The sequence below is a fragment of the Actinotignum vesiculae genome (assembly GCF_051267215.1).
GTDB lineage: Bacteria > Actinomycetota > Actinomycetes > Actinomycetales > Actinomycetaceae > Actinotignum > Actinotignum schaalii.
Window position 1 is genome coordinate 229,064 of the sequence record NZ_JBOZGG010000001.1, and the last position, 18,141, is coordinate 247,204.

Below are 18,141 nucleotides of genomic sequence, written 5' to 3' on the forward strand. Positions count from 1 at the left end.
GGCCCTCGCATGTGGGCCAAAGGCGTTTGGGCCGGCGCAGTTCGCGCGAACCCATTCGTTCGGCAAGGCTCGAATCCGAGAACCGGCACGACAATAGGAGATAGAAACACATGATCCAGCAGGAGACGCGGCTTAGCGTCGCCGATAACACCGGTGCCAAGGAACTTTTGTGCATCCGCGTGCTCGGCGGCTCCGGCCGGCGCTACGCCGGAATTGGTGACACCATCGTCGCCACCGTCAAGGATGCTATTCCGGGCGGAAACGTAAAGAAGGGCGACGTCGTCAAGGCGGTCGTCGTCCGTGCAGTTAAGGAAACGCGCCGCAAGGACGGGTCCTACATCAAGTTCGACGAAAACGCAGCCGTGCTGTTGAAGAACGACGGCGAACCCCGCGGCACCCGTATCTTCGGGCCCGTTGGGCGTGAGCTTCGCGACGCGAAGTTCATGCGCATCATTTCGCTGGCTCCGGAGGTGATCTAATGGCGAAGATTAAGAAGGATGATCTCGTCCAAGTTATCGCCGGGCGCGATAAGGGTATGCAGGGGCGCGTGCTTTCCGTTGATACCAAGCGTGATCGCGTCATCGTGGAAGGCGTCCAGCGCGTGAAGAAGCACGTGCGTGTGGGGCAGACCTCGCGGGGCGGCACCACCGGCGGTATTGAAACCGTTGAAGCACCGATTCACATTTCGAACGTTGCCCTCGTTCACGATGGCAAGCCGATTCGCGTGGGCTACCGCGAGGTAGAGGTGGAGCGCGACGGCAAGAAGAAGATTGTCCGTGAGCGCATCGGACGCCGCGGCGGGAAGGAAATCGAACTGTGAGCGATACCCCCCGTCTCAAGGTGAAGTACCGGGAACACATCATCCCGGAACTCCAGGAAGAATTTAAGTACGTCAATGTCAACCAGGTTCCCAAGATCGTCAAGGTCGTGGTGAATATGGGCGTGGGTGATGCTGCGCGTGACTCCAAGGTACTCGACGGCGCCGTCGCCGATATGACGGCGATTACCGGCCAGAAGCCGATGATCACCAAGGCCAAGAAGTCCATCGCGCAGTTTAAGCTGCGTGAAGGCCAGGCCATCGGGTGCTTCGTCACCATCCGCGGTGACCGCATGTGGGAATTCCTCGACCGGCTTATTTCCACCGCGCTGCCGCGTATCCGCGACTTCCGCGGCCTTTCGCCCAAGCAGTTTGACGGCAACGGGAACTACACCTTCGGTCTGACCGAACAGACCGTGTTCCACGAGATCGACCAGGACAAGATTGATCGCGTGCGCGGTATGGACATCACCGTGGTGACCTCTGCCGGGAGCGACGACGAAGGGCGCGCTCTTCTCAAGCATCTCGGATTCCCCTTCAAGGAGGCCTAAATATGGCAAAGACCGCTCTGAAGCAAAAGGCCGCCGGTAAGCAGAAGTTCGCCGTTCGTGCGTACACCCGTTGCAACCGGTGCGGCCGTCCGCATTCCGTTTACCGCAAGTTCGGCCTGTGCCGTATTTGCCTGCGTGAGTTGGCCCTGCGCGGCGAACTCCCCGGTGTTAAGAAGTCCAGCTGGTAAAGACTACGTCGCAGGTCCATCGGAAACCGCGACGAGGAAGGGCCACAGCCCAAAATGACAATGACTGACCCAATCGCAGACATGCTGACGCGTCTGCGTAACGCCAATTCGGCGTTCCATGAGTCGGTGTCTATGCCGTACTCCAAGATTAAGTCCCATATTGCGGACATCTTGAAGCGCGAAGGCTACATCGACTCCTACGAGGTGGAGAGTGCCCAGGTGGGCAAGACTCTCACCCTCACGTTGAAGTACGGATCGAACCGTGAGCGCGCCCTTGCTGGCGTCCGGCGCATCTCCAAGCCGGGCCTGCGCGTTTACGCGAAGTCCACGAACCTGCCGCGCGTTCTTGACGGCCTGGGTGTGGCTATTTTGTCCACCTCCTCCGGCCTCATGACGGACCGCGAGGCCAAGGATAAGGGCGTTGGCGGGGAAGTCCTCGCTTACGTCTGGTAATGGGAAGTAGGTGCAATAATGTCTCGAATTGGTAGGCTTCCCATCGCTATCCCCGGCGGCGTCGACGTGTCGGTTTCCGGCCAGGACGTCACCGTCAAGGGCCCCAAAGGTCAGCTCGCGCTCTCCGTGGCCGAGCCGATCGCGGTGAATGTTGATGACAATACGGTTCTGGTGACCCGGCCCAATGACGAGCGCGAATCGCGTTCGCTGCACGGCCTGACCCGCACCCTCGTCGCGAATATGATCGAGGGCGTCACCAACGGGTACACCAAGGCGATGGAAATCGTCGGAACCGGTTACCGCGTGGTCGCCAAGGGTTCTGATCTCGAATTCTCGCTGGGCTACTCCCACACGATTCTTTTCGAAGCTCCCGAGGGTATCACCTTTACGGTGACGACCCCGACCAAGTTCACGGTCTCGGGTATCGATAAGCAGCTCGTGGGTGAAACCGCAGCGAAGATTCGCAAGCTTCGTAAGCCCGAACCCTACAAGGGCAAGGGTGTCAAGTACGCGGACGAAGTTATTCGTCGCAAGGCTGGAAAGGCTGGTAAGTGATGGCTGTTACCATCAAGGGCAAGGGCAAGTACATCGCTCGTGCGCGCCGCCACTTCCGGTTGCGCAAGCGTATTTCCGGTACCGCCGCGCGGCCGCGTCTCGTGGTTTCGCGTTCCAACCGCCATATTTACGCCCAGGTTATCGACGACGTCGTGGGCCGCACTCTCGCGGCCGCCTCGTCCTACGAGGCTGACCTGCGCGAAGCGGAGGGTACCAAGACAGAAATCGCGCGGAAGGTCGGCGAACGCGTCGGTCAGCGCGCCAAGGACGCTGGGATCAGCGCCGTGGTCTTCGACCGCGGTGGCAACCAGTACCACGGTCGCGTTGCAGCTGTCGCCGAAGGTGCGCGCGAAGCAGGACTCGATTTCTAACGGCTGAGGAAAGGCAGAGGAAAATGGCTGCAGAGCAGCAGGATCCGGCCCAGAACGGCCGGGAAAATCGCAACGAAGGTCGTCGCGGCCGCCGTGACAACCGTCGTGAGAACCGCCGTGACAACCGTCGCGGTGAAGAAAAGAACGCTTATATCGAGCGCGTGGTGACCATTAACCGCGTTGCGAAGACGGTCAAGGGTGGCCGCCGGATGTCCTTCACCGCCCTCGTGGTGGTGGGCGACGGCAACGGCCTCGTGGGTGTCGGCTACGGCAAGGCCCGCGAAGTTCCCGCCGCTATCGCCAAGGGTACCGAGGAAGCGAAGAAGAACTTCTTCCGCATCCCGCGTATCGCGCGGACCATCCCGCACGTGGTGCAGGGCGAAGACGCCGCCGGCGTTGTGCTGCTGCGCCCGGCCGCTCCCGGTACCGGCGTTATCGCCGGCGGCCCGGTGCGCGCCATTATGGAGTGCGCGGGTATTCACGATGTGCTCTCCAAGTCGCTCGGTTCCTCGAACGCGATCAATATCGTGCACGCCACCGTGGCTGCCCTCAAGCAGCTTGAGCAGCCCGAAGCGGTTGCCGCCCGGCGTGGGCTCCCCATCGAGCGCGTCGTTCCCGAAGCTATGCTGCGGGCCCGCGCCGAAGCGGAAGCCAAGGAACGCGAGATCGAAGAGGCCGAAGCCGCCAAGGCGGAAAATGAGGCCGCGGCCGCGGGAGTTGGTGCGTAATGGCAAATCTTAAGATCACCCAGGTGAAGGGTGTTGTTGGTGCGATCCAGCGCCAGAAGGACACCCTGCGCACGCTCGGTCTGCGCAAGATCGGTCAGTCCGTTGTGCGCGAGGATACCCCCGAGGTGAAGGGCATGGTTCGCGCCGTGGCTCACCTCGTTACGGTGGAGGAGGTTGACTAATGGCGGAAGCAGAAAAGGATTCCATCATTAAGCTGCACGACCTGCGTCCGGCTCCCGGTTCGAACAAGGCGAAGATTCGCGTTGGTCGCGGTGAAGGATCCAAGGGTAAGACGTCCGGTCGCGGTACCAAGGGTACCCGGGCACGTAATACCGTGCGTCCCGGCTTCGAAGGTGGCCAGATGCCGCTGCATATGCGCCTTCCGAAGCTGCGCGGTTTCAAGAACCCGTTCCGGGTCGAATACCAGGTCATTAACGTTTCGGCGCTCGGCGAGCTCTTCCCCGAAGGTGGGAAGGTGACCTCGGCGGATCTCGTCGCCAAGGGCGCGGTTCGCAAGAACTCCCCGGTCAAGGTTCTCGGAACCGGTGAGATTTCCGTCAAGCTCGACGTCGAAGTGGAAGCGTGGTCGAATTCGGCTAAGGAAAAGATCGAGGCTGCCGGGGGTTCTATCTCCGCGCCGCAGGTCGAATCCAAGTAATACGCGCTGGCCGCACGGCCACCGTTTGACTGAGCACTCACCCACACTCTGTGGATGAACAGTGCGAAATTTGCTCGTCCCCGCTATTATGGCGGGGGCGAGCTTTTTTCTGGGCGCAGGCAGCCCTGCTGAAGTATTGCTTTGCTGCGGAAAGATTGCTTTCAGTGGCGAATAAGCAGCGTGGCCGGTGCGCCGTCGTACGTACTTTCCCAGAAAATACGCTTGTCCCCATTTCCGTCACCCGACGGTTCTCGACGATAACGGACTGCCCCGCGCGATCCGTCACCATCAGGAGGAATCTTGATTAAGGCTTTCGCAGCTGCTTTCCGCACCCCGGATCTGCGCCGCAAGTTGCTTTTCACCATGATGATTATGGTGATTTACCGCTTGGGCAGCTTCATCCCGGCTCCGTTCGTGAGCCTGAGTAATATTCGGGAGTGCACCACGCAGCAGTCGGGCGCGCAGGATCTCATCGATATGCTCAACCTGTTCTCAGGTGGCGCGATGATGCAGCTCTCCGTTTTCGCCCTCGGAATCATGCCCTATATTACGGCCTCGATTATTGTGCAGCTGCTGCGCGTGGTGATCCCGCGCTTCCAGGAACTGCATAAGCAGGGGCAGTCGGGTACCGCGAAGCTGACGGAATACACCCGCTACCTCACCATCGGGCTGGGCCTGCTCCAGTCCTCGGTTGTGGTGGCCACCGCGAACTTCACGCTTTTCGCCGGCTGCAAAGAACCGGTGATCCCGAATGCCACCTGGTGGACCTACACCATGACCATCCTCGCCATGACGGCCGGCACCGGCCTCATCATGTGGATGGCCGAACTCATCACCGAACGCGGGGTGGGTAACGGTATGTCCATCCTCATCTTCACGGGTATTTGCGCCGGCTTCCCCTCGATGATGGGTCAGATCTACGCCGGGCACGGCATCGGTACCCTCCTCATCGTGATCGTGGTCTTCGCGCTCATCACCCTGGTTGTTACCTTCGTGGAGCAGTCCCAGCGCCGCATTCCGGTCCAGTACGCCAAGCGTGTGATCGGCCGGCGCACCTACGGCGGGTCCACCACCTACCTGCCCATCAAGATCAATATGGCGAACGTTATCCCGGTGATCTTCGCTTCCTCGATCCTCATGCTCCCCACCATGATTTCCACCTTCGGGAATCAGAACTCTTCGTGGGTGATCTGGATCCAGCGCAATTTCCAGCACAATGGCTGGGCCTATATCCTCACCTACGCGCTTCTCACCTTCGCCTTCACCTTCTTCTACACCTCCATCGCCTTCGATACAGACGAAGTGGCGGACAATATGAAGAAGTACGGCGGCTTCATTCCGAATGTGCGCGCCGGCAAACCCACCGCGGATTACCTCCACTTTGTTTCGAATCGCCTCACCTGGGTGGGCGCCACCTACCTCACCATCGTGGCCCTCATCCCGCTGCTGCTCTTCAGCGCGCTCGGCATCGTACAGTCCGGTTTCGGCGGTACCTCCATCATGATTCTGGTGGGTGTGGGCCTCCAGACCGTCAAGGACATCAACGCCCAGCTCCAGCAGCGCCACTACGAAGGCTTCCTCGGCGGTATCCGCTAACGCGGCCTCGCCCCTTCTTTCAGGCGGGGCGCGCGGGCGCTCCGCATCGATAACACAGAAAGGTGCCACTCATGTCAGTACGTTTGATTTTGGTTGGCCCCCCGGGCGCGGGCAAAGGCACCCAGGCGGCCGGTATCGCGCAGCGCTACGGTATCCCGGCGATTTCCACCGGTGACCTGTTCCGCGCGCACGCCAAGGCCCAGGATGAACTCGGGCGCCTGGCGGCCTCCTATTCGGAAAAGGGCGAGCTGGTTCCTGATTCCGTCACCAACCAGATGGTGGAGGAGCGCCTGGGCGAAGCCGATGCGGCCGCCGGTTTCCTCCTGGATGGCTACCCTCGCAACCTCGACCAGGTGAGCGCCCTGGATGCCATGCTCGGTGAGAAGAACGTGGACGCCGTGGTGGAATTGCAGGCCGACGACGACGTGGTGGTCCAGCGCCTCCTCGGGCGCGCCCTCGAGCAGGGCCGTGCCGATGATACCGAGGATGTTATCCGCCACCGCATCGAGGTGTACCACGCCACCACCAAGCCGATTATCGACGCCTACGCCAGCCGCGGGCTCGTGGTCTCCGTCAATGGCCTGGGTACCGTGGAGGAAGTCGCGGCCGCGATTGATAGCGCGCTGCGCGATTTCCTGGGCCGGTAGGCGCACCGATGATTAATCTTCGCAGCGAGGCGGATATCCTGGGCATGCGCCAGGCCGCGCTCGTGGTGCGCGCGATTCACGATGACTTGCGCGCCCACGTGAAAGCCGGAATGTCGACGGCGCAGCTCGACCAGCGCGCCAAGGCCGTCTTGGAGGCACACGGGGCCGTCTCGAATTTTTACGGGTATTACGATTACCCGGCCCAGACCTGCATCTCGGTGAATAACACCGTGGTGCACGGTATCCCCAGCGAAGAGGAAATCCTGGAGCCGGGAGACTTGGTCTCCTTCGACTGCGGGGCGCTCCTCAACGGCTGGAATGGGGATTCCTGTTTCTCCATTGTTCTTCCGGGTGGGGATGAGAAGCAGATGGCCGCCCGCCAGCGGCTCTCCGATATTACGGAAGAATCCATGTGGGTGGGTATCGCCGCGATGGCCACCGGAAAATTTGTATCCGATATCGGGGCGGCTATCGACGATTTCGTGGTAGCCCAAGATCCCGAACCGGGCATCGTGGAAGAATTCACCGGGCACGGCATCGGGCGGGCCATGCACGAAGACCCCACGGTCTTCAACTACCGCACCCGCGGGCGCGGGCCCCGGCTCAAGGCCGGCATGGTGCTGTGCATCGAACCGATTCTTACCGCAGGCTCCCAGGAGAATATCACCCTGGCCGATGGCTGGACGGTTAAAACCGCGGACGGCCAGGATGCCTGCCATTGGGAAAGCCAAATCGCCAAGCACGCCGGAGGTATCTGGGTGCTCAACGAGCCCGATGGGGGAGCGGCCCGCCTCGCTAAGTACGGCGTGGTGCCGGTACCCCTCGGGGACTAAGCCGCGCCGTCGTACTGAAGGTGTGCGGTTCTGGGCTAAGGGCCTGCGCGCCGCAGCTGCGCCGTCGTACTAAAAGTGCACCGCGCACAACCGTTCCCCGCGCAATTCTCGCACTACACGTGACCCATAACATCGCTGCCGCCCCTTACGTAGGGGCGGCTTCGTGCAGTAGTATTGAACGTCGGTGCCGTGTGCCCGTATGGCGCACGCTTGCGCACCGATTTTGATGTCCCGCACAATCCGGTGCGGGCAACACTGTTAGCGAGGAACATGGCGAAGAAAGACGGCGTCATCGAAGTTGAAGGTAGCGTGATCGAAGCGCTGCCCAACGCGATGTTCAAGGTCGAGCTGGAAAACGGGCACGAAGTTCTGGCCCATATTTCCGGCAAAATGCGTCAGCACTACATTCGTATCCTGCCCGAGGATCGGGTGGTTGTAGAGCTCACGCCCTATGACCTGAACCGCGGGCGGATTGTCTACCGCTACAAGTGATCAACAAGGAAAGTTATTCATGAAGGTCAAGCCGAGCGTTAAGCGCATTTGCGATAACTGCAAGGTCATTCGGCGCCACGGTCGCGTCATGGTGATCTGCAGCTCGAATCCGCGCCATAAGCAGCGTCAGGGCTAAAGCCCCGTTGCACCAGCACTGTTAGCCGCAAGGCAACCCCCGGTCCGGAGGCCGGGGCTCACGGATTAGAGACCCGTGGGAACAGCAGTGCCCGACACCTCCGGCATAACTAAGGGAGCTAAGAAATTGGCACGTCTCTCCGGCGTTGATCTCCCCCGCGAAAAGCGGATTGAGATCGCGCTCACTTACATTTTTGGCATTGGACGCACCCGCGCCCACGAGACCCTCGCCGCTACCGGGGTGAACCCGGATACCCGCGTGCGTGATCTCACTGAAGACGATCTGGTGAAACTCAAGAACCATATCGACGAGAACTACAAGGTTGAAGGCGACCTGCGCCGCGAAGTCCAGGCCGATATTCGCCGCAAGATCGAAATCGGTTCGTACCAGGGCCTGCGTCACCGTCGCGGCCTGCCCGTGCACGGGCAGCGCACCAAGACCAACGCGCGCACCCGCAAGGGCCCCAAGCGCACCGTGGCCGGTAAGAAGAAGGCCAAGTAGGCTTCGTCGTAGTTCAGGAGAAATAGATTATGGCTCGTCAGACTCGTTCTGCTAACGCCGGTGCGCGCCGTCCGCGTCGCAATCAGCGTCGTAATGTCACCGTGGGTCAGGCCCACATTAAGTCCACCTTCAATAACACCATCGTGTCCATCACCGACCCCACCGGCGCGGTGATCGCTTCCGCGTCCTCCGGGATGGTTGGCTTCAAGGGCTCGCGTAAGTCGACTCCCTACGCCGCGCAGCTCGCCGCGGAAAACGCCGCGCGCCAGGCCATGGAACAGGGCATGAAGAAGGTTGATGTATTCGTCAAGGGTCCGGGTTCCGGGCGCGAAACCGCGATCCGTTCCCTGACCGCCTCCGGGCTGGAAGTCACCTCCATTTCCGATGTGACTCCGCAGGCCTTCAACGGGTGCCGCCCGCCCAAGCGCCGTCGCGTCTAATACGCGTTTGGCCGCAACTGCGTCGTCGTTCTTAACGACGACGCCGCGCGCAGCGGCCCCGGCCGCTGCGGCACCCCTCCCAGGGCGCGGGCTTTGACAGGAAAAACCGCGCCCGAACCTCGCGGACAGACGGAGTTTCGCGAGGCTACGCAAACCTCATATAGCGGTTGTTTGCGGAAAGGAAAGAATCGTGCTTATTGCACAACGTCCCGTTCTGAGTGAAGATAAGATCTCCGAATTCCGGTCCCGGTTCGTCCTCGAACCGCTCGAACCCGGATTCGGGTACACGCTGGGCAATTCCCTGCGCCGTACCCTGCTGTCCTCCATTCCCGGTGCTGCGGTCACCTCGATTCGCATCGATGGGGTGCTCCATGAGTTCTCCACCATTCCCGGTGTGAAGGAAGATGTTGCGGAAATCATCCTCAACCTCAAGGAACTTGTTGTCTCCTCGGATAACGACGAACCGGTCCTCATGTACCTGCGGAAGACCGGCCCGGGCGAAGTAACCGCCGCGGATATCACCCCGCCGGCGGGCGTGGAGATCCTCAACCAGGATCTGCATATCGCCACCCTCAATGACAAGGGCAAGCTCGAAATCGACCTCACGGTTGAACGCGGGCGCGGCTACGTTTCCGCGGCTCTCAACAAGGGCGATAACGATGAGATCGGCCGCATTCCGATTGACTCGATCTACTCGCCGGTGCTCAAGGTTTCCTACAAGGTGGAAGCCACCCGTGTGGAACAGCGCACCGACTTTGATCGCCTCGTGGTGGATGTGGAAACCAAGGAATCGACGACCCCGCGGGACGCTCTCGCCTCTGCCGGCAAGACCCTCGTGGAGCTCTTCGGCCTGGCCGTGGATCTCAATGACGAAGCCGAAGGCATCGAAATTGGTCCGGCACCGGTGACCGAGCAGCGCTCCTCGGATCTGCAGCGTCCGATCACCATCCTCAACCTGCCCGCACGTTCCCAGAACTGCCTGCAGCGCGAAGGTATCCACACCATTGGGGAACTGGTGCAGCGTTCGGAAGCCGACCTGCTCGATATTCGCAACTTCGGGGCGAAGTCCATCGATGATGTCAAGGATGAACTGGCGAAGATGGACCTGAGCCTCAAGGATTCCGGATCGAGCTTCCTCGGTGGCGGATTCGATGATTTCGGGATGCAGTTCAGCGACGATTCTCAGGCCTGAGCAGCCACATAATTTACTAGGAGTAGACAATGCCTAAGCCCACCAAGGGTCCGCGCCTCGGCGGTAGCCCCGCCCACCAGCGCAAGATTCTTGCCAACCTGTGCAAGGAACTTATTCATCACACGTCGATCAAGACCACCGAAGCGAAGGCTCGCGCGGTGCGTCCCCACATCGAAAAGCTCATCACGAAGGCGAAGAAGGGGGATACCCACAATCGCCGCCTGGCCCTCAAGGTGCTGGGCGATCGTGAAACCGCCTACATCCTCTTCGAGGAACTCGCCCCGCTGTTCGCGGAACGCGAGGGTGGCTACACCCGCATCACCAAAGTGGGCAACCGCCGCGGTGATAACACCCCGATGGCCGTTATTTCGCTGGTGACCGAGAAGGTTTCCCCGAAGCAGGCGGTTGTCAAGGAAGCGGAAAAGGCCGCTGAGCGTGCCGCTGCCGCGGAAGAAGCCGAGTCGGCTGAGTCGGCGGAATCCGCTGAGTCTGCTGAAAGCGCGGAATCTGCGGAATCGGCTGAGTCTGCCGAGAGCGCCGCTTCGGCGGAAAGCGCCGCATCTGCTGAATCGGCTGCCAGCGCGGACGAAGCTGCGGAAGCCGAGAAGGCCGAAGAAGCTAAGTAAGCGCCTGCGGGAAGTCCGGTTGCTTGACTAACCGGGCGGCCTAGAAGCTTGAGAAAAGGGCTTCGGAAACGTGAGTTTCCGGAGCCCTTTTCGCTGCCTGCGGGGGTTAATAGACAAAAGTGGGTCTAATGACGGCGTGTCCTTGGCTTGGATCCGTCCCGGAACTGCCGTGAACCGTGCCCGGAATCAAAGTGTGTGGGAGAGTACCGTTTCGGGGTGATTTTGTATTCCTTAAGCACACCCTGTGGGAGGCGATGTCCCGGACTCACACTTTGCCTAGTTGGACCGCCTGGCTTACCCGCGGATCGAGATCACCGCGCTGGATCACCGCGCTGGACCGCCGCGCCGGCCGGGGCGGGGTGTATTTTTCCGAGATGTACTGCGTATGTTGTACATACGAAGTACAGCCCTGAAAACAGATACCCCCTCCCCAGGGGTTGGTGTGACTATTGAAGCCCGTGAGGCTAGTGAGATTCACGTGGGGCGGTCGCCTTGTCTGCCTGAAATCAAAGTGCAACGGCAGCTACGTTAAGAAATTGTTTTGATGTCGTGAGGTTGCATCCTGTGGGGCTCGCTGTTGTGGAGTTGCTTTTTGTGGAGGGAGCTGCGGACTCTCTATTTACCTTACTGTTCCGCGCGGGCCCGCTCGGAGGTGGCCACCAGATCCCAGGCGCGCACGCCGCCACTCATCCCGGCGGCATTCGGAATAAAGACCACCGAACCGCTTAGGCGTTCGCGCACGCTTTCGGTGATGCGTGCCGCGTTGCCGCCCCCGAGGTAGAGGGTGTCCCAGCGGATCACCGGGTAGAGCGACTCGATAGCGCGGGCCACCTGCCGGCTCCACGCGGCATCGCCCAGGCGGATGCGCTCGATTTCGCCGATCACATCATCGTAGGTGAGGCCCCAGCGCAGCGGGGCATGCGAAAACTCCAGGTGGGGGGCCAGCACCCCGTTATCAACAATGGCATTGCCCAAGCCGGTTCCGAAGGTGAGCACCACTTCCAGACCCTTGCCGGTCACGGTTGCGGCGGCGGCTACCTCGGCGTCGTTGAGCACCAGGGTGGGCCGGGAAAAACGCGTGGCGAGGGCAGCGCGAATATCCAGGCCGTTCCAGGCGGCTTCCATCTCGGGGTCGAGGCGGGTATGCGGGCCGGCGCGGCGAATGTAATGCGGGGTATAAACCACCACGCCGTGGCGGAGCATCCCCGGCATTCCCACCGTGAGGCGCTCGAAATCGCAGCCCTCGGCGCGTAGTGCGGCGGCATCCGCAGCGATGATATTTTCCAGGGCCGCGGGGGAGAAGGGGTAGCGGACCGGGGTGCGCCGGGCCGGTCCGATCTGGGTGCCGGCCGCGTCCAGCAGCGCCGTTTTGATGCCGCCCCCGCCGCAATCAACCGCGAATGTGCGCGGTCCGGAAACAGCGGCCGCGGTGGTGGCGTTCGCGGCATCCTCCGGGCTGGGTGCACTCGCGTACAGCGGTGCGGTGCCGAGCGGGAGAGCCGGCTCCTCGCTTTCGAGTACACGGCCCTTAGCTACGCGGCCTTCGGGCACGCTGCTCTCAGGTACGCGGCTCGCGGGTATGCGGGCGGAGGGCTCGGCGTGGGAAACTGGATCCATGAGTGACACGCTAGCGCAAAACCTTCGGCTTCGGCTTGATCTTTCCTACGACGGTACCGAATTTCACGGTTGGGCGGCGCAGCCCGGCCTGCGCACCGTGGAAGGCACCCTCACCGAAGCCCTCGCCACGGTGCTGCGCGTGCCGGTCGCCCTCACCGTTGCCGGGCGCACCGACGCCGGGGTGCATGCCCGCGGGCAGGTCGCCCATGTGGATGTGCCGCGCGCTGCGCTCGCCTCGGTGGCGGGGCGTTCTCAAGATGACCCCACCCGGGTGCTGGTGCGGCGCGTGCAGGGCCTGCTCGCGCGCGGTGCGAGCGGCCCGCGGGGGAGTGCCGATATTGTGCTCCACAGCGCCCGCGAAGTTTCCCCCGATTTCGACGCGCGTTTTTCTGCGGTGTCGCGCGAATACACGTACCGCATTGCGGTGGGTCACTTTGATCCCTTACGACGACGCGACGTCCTCTGGCTGGCCGGCCCGCTTGACCTCAACGCGATGCGGGAGGCCGCGGCCTCCCTCCTGGGCGAGCATGATTTTCTCTCCTATTGCAAACCGCGCCCGGGGGCGACGACGGTCCGCGAGCTCCTGGCCCTGGACGTGGCTGAAGAAGGCGAGCTGGTAACCATCCACGCGGTGGCCGACGCTTTCTGCCATTCGATGGTGCGGACCCTGGTCGGCTCCTTGCTCCGGGTGGGTGAGGGGCAACGCGACGCCGCCTGGCCACTCCGCCGCCTGCGTGAAGCGAGCCGCGACGGGGAAGTGGTGGTGGCCCCGCCCCATCCCCTCACCTTGGAAAAAGTGAACTATCCCGAACCGGCCCAGTGGGCCGCGCGCGCCACGGCATCCCGGGCCATCCGCACCCTGCTCGAGGATTAGCCGGGCGCTACCGTTGCGCGCACTTGGCGCGGTGAAACGTGCCGCCGCTGCTCCGCACGCAGCTGCAGCGGAAGTTGCCTGCGCTGTAGTGTGCGCGGTGAGCGCCTTCCATTCAGGCCGATTTAATGTGTCGTAGGCGCCGAGTAAAATCAAGGCGTGACTCAGGAACAAAGCGATGTCGGGCAAACAACGCCGGTGCTCTCGGTGCGGCACAGCGCTGATCAGCGCTGGCCGGTTCCCGCGCGCCCGCCCGCCTATACCCGCCTGCCCCGGCAGCGGCTGCGGCGGGGCTTCCCTTTATATGCGGTCTTGGCGGGGCTGTTCGTCGTCGTCGCCCTGATTTATAGTTTCTGGCTGGCCGTGCTGCTTTTGCTGCGCGGGCTTCCTGGGCAGCCGCTGTGGTGGCTGCACCTGCTGGTATTTTGGGCGCTCGCGGCGTATTTCGCTTTTCCGCGTCTGCACCAGCTGTTTTCGCTCATGTACGTGCCGGATTATTTCTTCGGGCGCACCAAAACGGCGGACGGCATCCTCGGGGACCCGGTCAATATCGGCTGGGAGGGCAGCGAGGCGGATATTCACGCGGCCATGCGGGCCGCCGGCTGGATCGAAGCCGAACCCATTACTTTCCGCACCTCTTGGCGGATAATTGTGGCCGCGGTACTGCGCCGCTCCTATCCTTCCGCACCGGTCTCCGATCTGTATTTGTTTTCCCGGAAACAAGAATTCGCCTACCAGCAGGAAGTGGATGGCAATGCGGCCCGGCGCCACCATGTGCGCTTCTGGCGCTGCCCGCCGGATTGGACGCTTCCGGGTGGGGAACGCATCACCTGGCTCGCCGCCGGAACCTTTGATCGCAGCGTGGGTCTGTCTATTTTCACCGGGCAATTCACCCACAAAATCGATCCGAATATTGATGCGGAGCGGGATTTCATTATCAATACGGTGCGCTACGCGGATCCCGATAGTCACGTGAGCGTGATCGAGCAGTATTTCAACGCCTATAGCTCGCGTAACGGCGGCGGGGATGAGATTCAAACCGACGGCGATCTTCCCATCCTCGATGTCACCGGCGCGGCCGCGCGCCTGGAGGAGGGGCTGGAACTGGAAGAGGAGCTAGAGTTGGCCCTCCCCGATGCCGAGGGAACGTGCGGTGAGGAAGCATGCGGTGAGGGAACGTGCGGTGAGCGCGGTTCCGGTAATGGTACGACGGCGCAGCCGGGCCGCGGGCGCTCTAGCCATCCGCGCGCGGGTCGGCAGGGTTCGGGATACCAGGGCCGGCGCCGGCAAACCGGCCCGGCTGGCAAACCCGGGTGGCGCAATTCCAGTGCCATGGCGGAAAAAGCCACCGAGCTGGCGCGCATCGCGGCTGAACACCGCGTCCCGCCCGGGGCCCTGCTCTTTTCCGCTGTCGCGATCACGGTGCTGCTGGGCGCCGCGCTGGTCACCGATATGCTTCCGGCTTCCGCGGTGGATGTGGTGCTCTACCTGGTTATGCTGCTGCTCCTGTTCGGGGTGGCCAACCATTCCCGAGTGGCCTGGGTACTCTTCCTTGCCTGCGAAGCGGGTATCGCCCTGCTCTACCTATTGCTTGCAACCACGGGGGAAACCGCGGCCATGTACCCGGCCGGGATCTCGGTGCTGGTGGTGCTGGCAATCACCGCGCCGCATGTGCGCCTGTGGGTCACAGAAGGCCGGGCCGAACCCGTGGTGGACCTGCCCACCCCGATTCTGTAATGCCAGATCCTGTAATGCCAGATCCTGTCATGCCAGATCCTGTCATGCCCGTTTCTGTCATGCCCGCTTCTCTAGCGCCCACCCGCACTGCCGCGGCGCGCAAGAAAGCGAGGCGGCGGGCCGGTGCGGCGTCGTCGTACTTTCCCGCGCTAAAGCGCCGGTGGAGTACCTCACAGCGCCGGCAAAGCTTTGACCGACATAGGAGCTACGGGTATGATAGAGCGTTGTTGTCCATACCATCGGCGCGATGCTTATTCCCACTCGTCGCGCGCTGTGAAGGGCACATCTAACTTTTGACCGTTACGGTTTCGCCCGCCACCACGGCGGATGTTCGGAACCAATATCAGAAACGAAGGCTACGCACGTGCGCACGTACACTCCTAAGCCCGGCGACATTGAGAAGAAGTGGTACATCATTGACGCCACCGATGTTGTCCTCGGGCGTTTGGCAGCTCAGGTTGCCGCCCTGCTCCGTGGGAAGCACAAACCGAATTTTGCTCCTCACATGGATACCGGCGATTTCGTTATTATCACGAATGCGAGCAAGGTGACCCTCACGGGAAGCAAGGCAACGCAGAAGATGGCTTACCGGCATTCCGGTTACCCGGGGGGCCTCAAGGCCACCTCGTACGCCGAACTCCTTGCCTCGAATCCCGAGCAGGCCGTTATTAAGGCGGTGCGCGGCATGCTTCCGCACACATCTCTCGGCCGTCAGCAGCTGAAGAAGCTGAAGGTTTTCGCCGGCGCTGAGCATCCGCACGGAGCTCAGAAGCCCGAACCTTACGAGCTGAAGAAGATCGCCCAATAAGCGAGTCGCGTTCGGCCGCTTTTTTCGGAACAGGATTTACATCAATGTCAGAAACTCAAATTGACACCCAGGTGGAGGAGGAGTTCAGCGGCTCCTACACCACAGAGACCGAAACCCCCAAGGTCGGTCAGGGTGTATCCGCCGCTGTCCCGGGTCAGGCACTCGGCCGCCGCAAGGAAGCCGTTGCCCGCGTCCGGCTCGTCCCCGGCTCCGGGGAATGGAAGGTGAACGGCCGCGACCTGGCCGATTACTTCCCCAACAAAATCCATCAGCAGCTCGTGAAGTCCCCCTTCACCCTGCTCGATCTCGAAGGCCGTTTCGATGTTATCGCCCGTATCAACGGCGGTGGCATTTCCGGCCAGGCCGGTGCGCTGCGTCTTGGCATCGCCCGCGCCCTCAACGAAATTGACCGCGAAGCGAATCGCCCGGCCCTCAAGAAGGCCGGTTACCTCACCCGCGATGCTCGCGCGGTGGAACGCAAGAAGGCCGGCCTGAAGAAGGCCCGCAAGGCTTCGCAGTTCTCCAAGCGTTAAGCTTCGGCGTTATGCGCCACTTCGGCGCAGCGCTCAGTTTTTACAAGGGAGGTCCTACTTCGGGGCCTCCCTTGTTGTATATGGCGTGCTCGAGGTGCTTGTGTGAGGGGTGCTTGTGCTCCGTTCGCTGTTTGCTGTTCGCGGTGCGCGGTTCGCTGTGCTCCGCGCGCCGTTTGGCCACCCCGCGTCCACCCCGCGTTCCTTTTTCCGCCGGCCGGCCGCGCGCGTTACAGTAGAACACAGCGCACCCGCGGTGCCAACCAGGCCGGCCAGCTTCAACAAGCTCCACAGCCGCCCCGGTTCCGGGCCCCGCGGGCGAAGTAGAACAGAGGGAAGCACATAGGTGCGGCACCGGCCGCGCCCCGGCGAAAGGCTGAGTAATGCCACGACTTTTTGGAACAGACGGCGTCCGCGGACTCGCAAACCGCGCACTCACGGCGGACCTCGCCGTGAAATTGGGTGAAGCCGCGGCCCGGGTCCTCACCCGCGAATTCGACGGGGAAGGCCGCCCGCGCGCGGTCATCGGCCAGGATTCGCGCGTCTCGGGCGGGATGCTGTCCCAGGCGGTGGCGGCCGGGCTCGCCGGCGCCGGGGTGGACGTGGAACACGTGGACGTTATTCCCACCCCCGGCATCGCCTTCCTCACCGCGGAAGGCGGCTATGACCTGGGCGTCATGATCTCCGCTTCCCACAACCCCATGCAGGACAACGGCATTAAATTCTTCGCCAAAGGCGGCTTCAAACTCGAAGACAGCCTCGAAGACGAAATCGAAGAACTCCTCGGCACGGACTGGGGCCGCCCCACCGGCGCCGGCATCGGCCGCATTAGCGATACCGCGGAATTCGGGGATCGCCTCTACCTCGACCACCTCACCACCGCGATCACCACCCGGCTGGACGGCCTGACCATCGTCACCGATTGCGCGAACGGTGCCACCTCCGCTATCGCACCCGAGGCGCTGCGCCGCGCCGGAGCGAAGGTTATTGTTATTAACGCCGATCCTTCCGGATACAACATTAACGACGGCTGCGGCTCCACCCACCCGGAAGCCCTCCAGCGCGCGGTCGTGGATAACGACGCCGATTTCGGGGTGGCTTTCGACGGCGACGCGGACCGCTGCCTCGCGGTCGATCACGAAGGCGAGCTTGTGGACGGCGATCAAATCATGGCGATCCTCGCCCTCGCCCTCAAAGACGCCGGCAAACTCGCGAAAGACACCCTCGTCGTCACGGTCATGTCCAACCTCGGCCTGCTCCTGGCCATGAAGGAGCACGGCGTGCGCACGATCCAAACCGGGGTCGGGGACCGCTACGTCCTCGAAGAAATGCGCCGCGGGGGCTACAGCCTGGGCGGCGAACAATCCGGCCACGTCATCTCCCTCGAAAAAGCCACCACCGGTGACGGCTCCCTCACCAGCCTGCTCCTCGCCCAGCAGGTCGCGGCATCCGGGCGCAGCCTGAAAGAGCTGGCCAGCGTGGTCACCCGCCTCCCGCAAATCCTCGTCAACGTGCCAAATGTGGATAAAGCCGCGGCTTCCACAAACGAGCAGGTCCAGCGCGCGGTCCGCGAGGCCGAGGAGCGCCTAGGGGAGACCGGCCGGGTGCTGCTGCGCCCCTCGGGCACCGAGCCGCTGGTGCGCGTCATGGTCGAAGCCGCCACCCAGGAGGAGGCAGACGCCGTGGCGCACGAACTCGCGGACGTGGTCGCCACGAACCTCGCGCTATAACTTTTGCGGTGCGCGCCGCGCAGTATTTTTTACGACGCCGCCGCCAGGTAGCTTGCGCCCCGGC

25 protein-coding genes are annotated in these 18,141 nt (G+C 62.4%); 24 read left to right on the forward strand and 1 reads right to left on the reverse strand.

Annotated features, from left to right (window positions below; translation table 11 throughout):
• Positions 1-110: 110 nt before the first annotated feature.
• The 19 genes from rplN to rplQ all read left to right on the forward strand — a co-directional run bounded on the left by rplN (position 111) and on the right by rplQ (position 10,784).
• Positions 111-479 carry a 50S ribosomal protein L14 gene (rplN, locus tag ACRQHG_RS00995; protein WP_016443093.1) on the forward strand — a complete coding sequence of 123 codons (369 nt, stop codon included), beginning with the start codon at positions 111-113 and terminating at the stop codon, positions 477-479.
• Positions 479-820, forward strand: a complete 342-nt coding sequence (gene rplX, locus ACRQHG_RS01000; protein ID WP_016443092.1) for a 50S ribosomal protein L24 — start codon at positions 479-481, stop codon at positions 818-820. The genes rplN and rplX overlap by 1 nt, the downstream gene beginning before the upstream one ends.
• On the forward strand, positions 817-1,368 hold the full coding sequence (rplE, locus tag ACRQHG_RS01005; RefSeq protein WP_016443091.1) for a 50S ribosomal protein L5: 552 nt from the start codon (positions 817-819) through the stop codon (positions 1,366-1,368). Before rplX ends, rplE begins: the two co-directional genes overlap by 4 nt.
• Positions 1,369-1,370: 2 nt before the next feature.
• Positions 1,371-1,556 carry a type Z 30S ribosomal protein S14 gene (locus ACRQHG_RS01010; protein ID WP_016443090.1) on the forward strand — a complete coding sequence of 62 codons (186 nt, stop codon included), beginning with the start codon at positions 1,371-1,373 and terminating at the stop codon, positions 1,554-1,556.
• A 54-nt stretch (positions 1,557-1,610) separates the two neighbouring features.
• Positions 1,611-2,009 carry a 30S ribosomal protein S8 gene (gene rpsH / locus ACRQHG_RS01015; RefSeq protein WP_026428278.1) on the forward strand — a complete coding sequence of 133 codons (399 nt, stop codon included), beginning with the start codon at positions 1,611-1,613 and terminating at the stop codon, positions 2,007-2,009.
• Positions 2,010-2,027: 18 nt separating this feature from the next.
• Positions 2,028-2,564 (forward strand): 50S ribosomal protein L6, encoded by a 537-nt coding sequence (rplF, locus tag ACRQHG_RS01020; RefSeq protein ID WP_026428277.1) that lies wholly within the window; start codon positions 2,028-2,030, stop codon positions 2,562-2,564.
• Positions 2,564-2,935, forward strand: a complete 372-nt coding sequence (gene rplR, locus ACRQHG_RS01025; protein WP_016443087.1) for a 50S ribosomal protein L18 — start codon at positions 2,564-2,566, stop codon at positions 2,933-2,935. The genes rplF and rplR overlap by 1 nt, the downstream gene beginning before the upstream one ends.
• Before the next feature lie 23 nt (positions 2,936-2,958).
• A complete protein-coding gene (rpsE, locus tag ACRQHG_RS01030) occupies positions 2,959-3,663 on the forward strand; it encodes a 30S ribosomal protein S5 (protein WP_026428276.1) in 705 nt (234 codons plus the stop codon).
• On the forward strand, positions 3,663-3,845 hold the full coding sequence (gene rpmD / locus ACRQHG_RS01035) for a 50S ribosomal protein L30 (RefSeq protein ID WP_026428275.1): 183 nt from the start codon (positions 3,663-3,665) through the stop codon (positions 3,843-3,845). Before rpsE ends, rpmD begins: the two co-directional genes overlap by 1 nt.
• Positions 3,845-4,321, forward strand: coding sequence for a 50S ribosomal protein L15 (gene rplO, locus ACRQHG_RS01040; protein ID WP_087070541.1), 477 nt, complete (start codon positions 3,845-3,847; stop codon positions 4,319-4,321). Before rpmD ends, rplO begins: the two co-directional genes overlap by 1 nt.
• Positions 4,322-4,621: 300 nt before the next feature.
• On the forward strand, positions 4,622-5,917 hold the full coding sequence (gene secY / locus ACRQHG_RS01045) for a preprotein translocase subunit SecY (protein WP_026428273.1): 1,296 nt from the start codon (positions 4,622-4,624) through the stop codon (positions 5,915-5,917).
• Positions 5,918-5,988: 71 nt separating this feature from the next.
• Positions 5,989-6,564, forward strand: coding sequence for an adenylate kinase (locus ACRQHG_RS01050; protein WP_026428272.1), 576 nt, complete (start codon positions 5,989-5,991; stop codon positions 6,562-6,564).
• Positions 6,565-6,572: 8 nt separating this feature from the next.
• Positions 6,573-7,397, forward strand: coding sequence for a type I methionyl aminopeptidase (gene map / locus ACRQHG_RS01055; protein WP_087070542.1), 825 nt, complete (start codon positions 6,573-6,575; stop codon positions 7,395-7,397).
• Positions 7,398-7,667: 270 nt separating this feature from the next.
• Positions 7,668-7,889: a translation initiation factor IF-1 gene (gene infA / locus ACRQHG_RS01060; protein WP_016443080.1), complete on the forward strand. Its 222-nt coding sequence runs from the start codon at positions 7,668-7,670 to the stop codon at positions 7,887-7,889.
• Positions 7,890-7,908: 19 nt separating this feature from the next.
• Complete coding sequence (gene rpmJ / locus ACRQHG_RS01065; protein ID WP_016443079.1) at positions 7,909-8,025, forward strand: 50S ribosomal protein L36; 117 nt, start codon at positions 7,909-7,911, stop codon at positions 8,023-8,025.
• A gap of 126 nt (positions 8,026-8,151) precedes the next feature.
• Positions 8,152-8,526 (forward strand): 30S ribosomal protein S13, encoded by a 375-nt coding sequence (rpsM, locus tag ACRQHG_RS01070; protein WP_026428270.1) that lies wholly within the window; start codon positions 8,152-8,154, stop codon positions 8,524-8,526.
• Positions 8,527-8,555: 29 nt separating this feature from the next.
• On the forward strand, positions 8,556-8,966 hold the full coding sequence (gene rpsK / locus ACRQHG_RS01075; protein ID WP_016443077.1) for a 30S ribosomal protein S11: 411 nt from the start codon (positions 8,556-8,558) through the stop codon (positions 8,964-8,966).
• 190 nt (positions 8,967-9,156) lie between these two features.
• Positions 9,157-10,158 (forward strand): DNA-directed RNA polymerase subunit alpha, encoded by a 1,002-nt coding sequence (locus ACRQHG_RS01080; RefSeq protein WP_087070543.1) that lies wholly within the window; start codon positions 9,157-9,159, stop codon positions 10,156-10,158.
• 29 nt (positions 10,159-10,187) lie between these two features.
• The gene (rplQ, locus tag ACRQHG_RS01085; protein WP_435710945.1) at positions 10,188-10,784 is read left to right on the forward strand and encodes a 50S ribosomal protein L17; all 597 of its coding nucleotides are present in this window, start codon (positions 10,188-10,190) and stop codon (positions 10,782-10,784) included.
• 624 nt (positions 10,785-11,408) lie between these two features.
• On the opposite strand, the gene ACRQHG_RS01090 is transcribed toward rplQ, so the two are convergent.
• Positions 11,409-12,158, reverse strand: a complete 750-nt coding sequence (locus ACRQHG_RS01090; protein WP_435710947.1) for an ROK family protein — start codon at positions 12,156-12,158, stop codon at positions 11,409-11,411.
• 241 nt (positions 12,159-12,399) lie between these two features.
• Here ACRQHG_RS01090 and truA point away from each other — a divergent pair, with 241 nt between their 5' ends.
• From truA to glmM, 5 genes are all read left to right on the forward strand, one after another.
• Positions 12,400-13,275, forward strand: a complete 876-nt coding sequence (truA, locus tag ACRQHG_RS01095; RefSeq protein ID WP_435710944.1) for a tRNA pseudouridine(38-40) synthase TruA — start codon at positions 12,400-12,402, stop codon at positions 13,273-13,275.
• Between the two features lie 156 nt (positions 13,276-13,431).
• Entirely contained in the window at positions 13,432-15,009 is a 1,578-nt protein-coding gene (locus ACRQHG_RS01100) for an LssY C-terminal domain-containing protein (RefSeq protein WP_219619184.1), read from the forward strand.
• Positions 15,010-15,373: 364 nt separating this feature from the next.
• Positions 15,374-15,817 (forward strand): 50S ribosomal protein L13, encoded by a 444-nt coding sequence (gene rplM / locus ACRQHG_RS01105; RefSeq protein ID WP_087070545.1) that lies wholly within the window; start codon positions 15,374-15,376, stop codon positions 15,815-15,817.
• 44 nt (positions 15,818-15,861) lie between these two features.
• Complete coding sequence (rpsI, locus tag ACRQHG_RS01110; protein ID WP_016443070.1) at positions 15,862-16,350, forward strand: 30S ribosomal protein S9; 489 nt, start codon at positions 15,862-15,864, stop codon at positions 16,348-16,350.
• 380 nt (positions 16,351-16,730) lie between these two features.
• The gene (glmM, locus tag ACRQHG_RS01115; protein ID WP_087070546.1) at positions 16,731-18,077 is read left to right on the forward strand and encodes a phosphoglucosamine mutase; all 1,347 of its coding nucleotides are present in this window, start codon (positions 16,731-16,733) and stop codon (positions 18,075-18,077) included.
• Positions 18,078-18,141 lie beyond the last annotated feature (64 nt).